Origin of the sequence: Nostocoides australiense Ben110 (genome assembly GCF_001050535.1) — a bacterium.
Taxonomy (GTDB): domain Bacteria; phylum Actinomycetota; class Actinomycetes; order Actinomycetales; family Dermatophilaceae; genus Nostocoides_A; species Nostocoides_A australiense.
This window is the reverse complement of sequence record NZ_HG764815.1, coordinates 2,470,255-2,474,837: the sequence shown is the minus strand read 5'-3', so window position 1 is coordinate 2,474,837 and position 4,583 is coordinate 2,470,255. Positions and strand designations below refer to the sequence as shown.

Sequence of the window (4,583 nt, the reverse complement as noted above, 5' to 3'; positions counted from 1 at the left end):
ATGCTGCTGTTGCCGCCGGCGGTGCTGCACCTGGGCTGGCGCAACCACGTGCGCCTGGGTCGGGACTACTACGTGCGTATCGACACCAACGACTACTCGGTCCACCCCTCGGCGATCGGCGGCCGCGTCGACGTGACCGCCGACCTGGACGTCGTCCGGGTGCGCCACGGCGGCCGGCTGGTGGCCGAGCACCCGCGCCGGTGGGCCCGCGGGATGACCGTCACCGACCCCGCCCACGTGGCTGCCGCGGCCGAGCTGCGCCGCGCCTACCAGCAACGCGACCACGCCGTGCCCGACGCGGCCGAGGAGCTGATGCGGGACCTGGCCGACTACGACCGCGCGTTCGGCCTCGACGTCGGCGCAGGAGGCTCGCTGTGAGCACCAAGACCACCGCCAGGACGAGCCCGGCCAGCGAGGCACTCAAGCAGATCACCCACCTGGCCGCCGCGCTCAAGGCACCCCGGATCACGCAGGCCGCGGCCCGGCTGGCCGAGCACGCCCGCGACGCCGGCTGGACCCACGAGGACTACCTCGCCGCCGTGCTGGAGCGCGAGGTCGCCGCCCGCAACGCCTCCGGCGCCCAGCTGCGGATCCGCGCGTCCGGGCTGCCAGCGGGCAAGACCCTGGAGGACTTCGACTTCGACCACCAGCCCGCCGCCCGCACCCCGATCCAGGCCCTGGCCTCAGGTGCCTGGCTGGTCGAGCACCGCAACGTCGTCCTGCTCGGCCCGCCCGGCACCGGCAAGACCCATCTGGCCGCGGCTCTCGCGGTGACCGCTGCCCGGCAGGGCCACCGGGTGCTGTTCGCCACCGCCAGCGAGTGGGTCACCCGCCTGTCCGAGGCCCACCAGCGCGGCCGCCTCGACGCCGAGCTCGCCCGGCTGCGCCGATACCCGCTGATCGTCGTCGACGAGGTCGGCTACCTGCCCTTCGAGCAGGACGCCGCCAACCTGTTCTTCCAGCTCGTCTCCTCACGCTACGAGCACGCCTCGCTCATCCTGACCTCGAACCTGCCGTTCAGCTCCTGGGCCGGCGTCTTCGGCGACCAGGTCGTCGCGGCCGCGATGATCGACCGCATCGTCCACCACGCCGACGTCATCGCCCTCAAAGGCGCCTCCTACCGGCTACGCGACCGAGGCATCGACCCCCTGCCCAGCATCTAGGCCGAGCAGGGCTCACTAGACTGACCAAACCGTCCAGTTTTCGACCGCCGAAACTGACCAGTTTTCGAGCGCCGTCGACAGTCGTCAATCAACCCTCCTGCCATGCCCTACTGATGAGCGTGGCTCCTTCACAAGCTGAGACCAGGACCACCTCCAGCCCAGACCTCTCGATTGAGGAACCCCGCACGGGCACGCTCCGCGAGCCGATCCTGCACTGGCGCGCACCGCGAGCCGATCCTGCACTGGCGCGCTCCGCGAGCCGATCGGGTCGCGGACCGGTGCAGGATCGTCACGGGGAGCGTGACCACACCGTGATCCCCCACCGGCGCGTCCGCGAGCTGGTCACTTCCAACACGGCGAATCTGAGAGGAACGACTAAGGCTGCTGGGGATGATTCGCGCAGACGGCCGGTAGCTGGTGTCTGCCGGTTTTAGTCTGTCTACGGCTTGCGCGCCTGGGCTTCCGACGTGGACACGTCCGTAGTGTCGAGCTGAGAGGCAAGTTGTAGGTGCTGCTCGCGTCGGCGCGCGGGGAGGTAGAGCGGCGCAGCAAGTGCCAGGACGACACCTCCGACGACGATGGACACCGCGATGGAGCTTCGATCAGCCAGGGCGGTCAGCACGATCACGCCGAGCGCCGAAGCTGGCATCGCCGCCATGGAGTTGACGGAGATGACGGTGCTGCGATGTTCGCCGGTGACTTCGCGGTGCAGCAGGGTCATGTGCAGCGGGTTCGACGCCCCGTGGACGCAGTAGGCGGCCAGGAAGGCCACGACCAAGCCGGCAGGGCCCCCGACGAGACCCATTGCCACTACGGCTCCGGCCTGCAGCAGCCGGAGGATGATGGCTGCGGAGGCCACGCCGATGCGACCGCTGAGCAAGACGATCGTGGCGGCCCCGAGCGCCGAGGTCACCCAGGCCCCGGAGGTCACGGGGCCCATGAGCGCAGCGGCGGCATTGGGGCCGTCGGTGAGCTCGGCGAGTCGGACCGAGGTGAGGTTCTCGAAGCTGACCATCCCGAAGCCCCAGAAGAGCTCGACGCTCACGAGAGCCAGGAGCACCCGGTTGCCTCGAAGCAGCCCGACCCCTTGTCGCACGATGGCGGGGACGGCGCGTATCGAGTCTCGGACGCCTAGGCGGGTATCGCGCGGCCGCTGCTCGGTCATCAGGGTGGCCACGCCGATCGTGCTAACGATGACCAGGCCGAGGGCGATGACCGCCGGGAGGGTCAGCGGATTCAGGCCGTCGGGAGGGTCGAGTGCGACCAGTGCGCCCGAGATCAGGGCGCCGGAGGCCACGGCGATGCTGAGTGCAGCGCCGCCGGATGAGAGGCCCTTCTCTAGGGCGGCGTCCGGGTTGGCAGCGAGGGTCGCGTCGACGTACCAGGCTTCGAGGGGACCGCTGTCCAGGGCGCGGAACACGCCCTGCAGCGCCCAGACGAGCACGAAGGTGGGGAACGAGTCCGCGACCACGAGCATGGTCGAGGCAGCGATGCCGAATGCCGAGCCGAGGAGCAAGACGGGACGCCGGCCCCACGAGTCCGAGAGTCCTCCGGTCGGCAGCTCCAGGCACAGAACGAGTAGACCCTGTGCAGCGAAGGCGAGGCCGACCTCGCTGAGGCTCAACCCGCGGCTCACCGGCAGGAGGATGGAAATGGGGATGGTGAAGCCCACGGGGAGCCACCGCAGCGTGGTGAGCACGAGGTACCGCGTGGTCGTCGTCACTTGTCCTGCTCGGGGTAGGCGCCTACGGGAAAGTTGTAGAGGTAGAGCCGGACGCGCCGGGGTCGGTCCTGAGGAGACGGGTCTTGTGTGGCCAGCGGCGCGTTCGCAGCCTGAGCGGCCTTGTGGTGGCGCTCGATGACACTCGACAGCTCGGACATGAGTTGCTCGTGCTGCTCTGGGGTCATCTCCATCGCGTAGTCCGAAGGGCCGACCAGTCGGCGCCACGTCATCGGCCAGGTGTCGTGCGTGGCAAGCCAGGCGTCCGCCTCGATGACGAAGTTTCGGACGTGCTGGGCGCGCAACCAGGCGAGGGACTCCCGCGCGTCGGCATCGGTTGCTGCCTCGTCGTCCCACGAATGGAAACGGGTGGAGGCCGCCCACCAACGGGTGCGAGCGCTGCGAGAGGGCACCTGCTCCACGAGCCGGACCGACGCCAGCTTGCGAAGGTGGTAGCTGGTGGTCCCGGTGTCCGTACCCAAGGTCTTGGCCAGCCCGGTGGCCGTGCCCGGCCCGTCGGCTCGCAAGCAGCGAAGCAGGCGCGAACGCAACGGGTGGGCGAGCACCTTGATGGCGTCGGCATCAAGCTGCATGGAAGACCACTCTGCATCAGGCATCACACCATGATGGCACATCGCAGAACTATTCTGCAGAATCTCTCTGCGTTATTGCCCAGGGTGCGCGCCGCGCGCAGGCGCAGTCGTCTGTCAGCGGCGCTTGAAGACTGGACGGTAAAGGCGCTCGAAAAGTGGACACCCCAACCACGATTGGAGAGTGATCACTATGGAGGACTGGGCACTGATCAGGCGGCTCGCCCGTGAGGGTGTGCCGAAGGCTGCGATCGCCAGGAAGCTGGGGATCTCGAGGTCCACGGTCATCAAGGCCGTCAACTCCGACGGGCCGCCGCAGTATGTCCGCAAGAGCGGTCCGACGTCGTTCACGCCGTTCGAGGCTCAGGTGCGGGCGCTGCTGGCGGATGTCCCGGACATGCCCGCCACGGTGCTCGCCGAGCGGGTCGGGTGGACCGGCTCGATCAGGTGGTTCAGGGACAACGTGAACCGGGTAAGGGCTGATGCTCGCCCGATCGACCCGGCGGACCGGCTGACCTGGGCCGCTGGCGACGTGGCGCAGTGCGACCTGTGGTTCCCGCCGCGCAAGATCCTGCTCGAGGACGGCTCCCGGGCGCTGCTGCCGGTGCTGGTGATGACGCTGGCCTACAGCCGGTTCATGCTGGCCCGGATGATCCCGACCCGCAAGACCCAGGATCTGCTGCTCGCGATGTGGGCCCTGCTCTCCGAACTGGGGTGCGTGCCGCGCCGGCTGATCTGGGACAACGAGGCCGGGATCGGGCGCGGGAAACTGACCGAGCCGGCCGCGGTGTTCGCTGGCACGCTGGCCACCAGGATCGTGCTGCTGCCGCCGCGGGATCCGCAGTCCAAGGGCGTGGTCGAGCGGCGCAACCGGTTCTTCGAGACCTCGTTCATGCCCGGCCGGGCCTTCGAGTCCCCGGCGGACTTCAACGCCCAGCTCACCGACTGGCTGACCGACGCGAACGGCCGGATGGTGCGCACCATCAAGGCACGTCCCGTGGATCTGCTCGCTGTGGACAAGGAGAAGATGCTGCTGTTGCCGCCGGCGGTGCTGCACCTGGGCTGGCGCAACCACGTGCGCCTGGGTCGGGACTACTACGTGCGTATCGA

The 4,583-nt window shown here is 69.0% G+C and carries 5 protein-coding genes; 3 read left to right on the top strand and 2 right to left on the bottom strand.

The genetic code is table 11. From position 1 onward, the window contains the following. Together BN11_RS11900 and istB are read left to right on the top strand one after the other, a co-directional pair. Positions 1-378: Mu transposase domain-containing protein (locus tag BN11_RS11900; protein ID WP_048697982.1), on the top strand; the 378-nt coding region annotated here is incomplete at its 5' end. Then, entirely contained in the window at positions 375-1,163 is a 789-nt protein-coding gene (gene istB / locus BN11_RS11895) for an IS21-like element helper ATPase IstB (protein WP_048697979.1), read from the top strand. The genes BN11_RS11900 and istB, both read left to right, overlap by 4 nt. Positions 1,164-1,602: 439 nt before the next feature. On the opposite strand, the gene BN11_RS11890 is transcribed toward istB, so the two are convergent. Both BN11_RS11890 and BN11_RS11885 read right to left on the bottom strand, forming a co-directional pair. Continuing rightward, positions 1,603-2,886 (bottom strand): MFS transporter, encoded by a 1,284-nt coding sequence (locus tag BN11_RS11890; protein ID WP_048697976.1) that lies wholly within the window; start codon positions 2,884-2,886, stop codon positions 1,603-1,605. Continuing rightward, the gene (locus BN11_RS11885) at positions 2,883-3,476 is read right to left on the bottom strand and encodes a winged helix-turn-helix domain-containing protein (RefSeq protein WP_048697974.1); all 594 of its coding nucleotides are present in this window, start codon (positions 3,474-3,476) and stop codon (positions 2,883-2,885) included. Before BN11_RS11885 ends, BN11_RS11890 begins: the two co-directional genes overlap by 4 nt. A gap of 190 nt (positions 3,477-3,666) precedes the next feature. Here BN11_RS11885 and istA point away from each other — a divergent pair. Next, on the top strand, positions 3,667-4,583 hold a 917-nt coding region (gene istA, locus BN11_RS11880; RefSeq protein ID WP_235435607.1), incomplete at its 3' end, for an IS21 family transposase.

Excerpts from the sequence above, each read along its gene's own strand:
- BN11_RS11885 (WP_048697974.1), bottom strand. The coding sequence starts at position 3,476 with ATGCAGCTTGATGCCGACGCCATCAAGGTGCTCGCCCACCCGTTGCGT.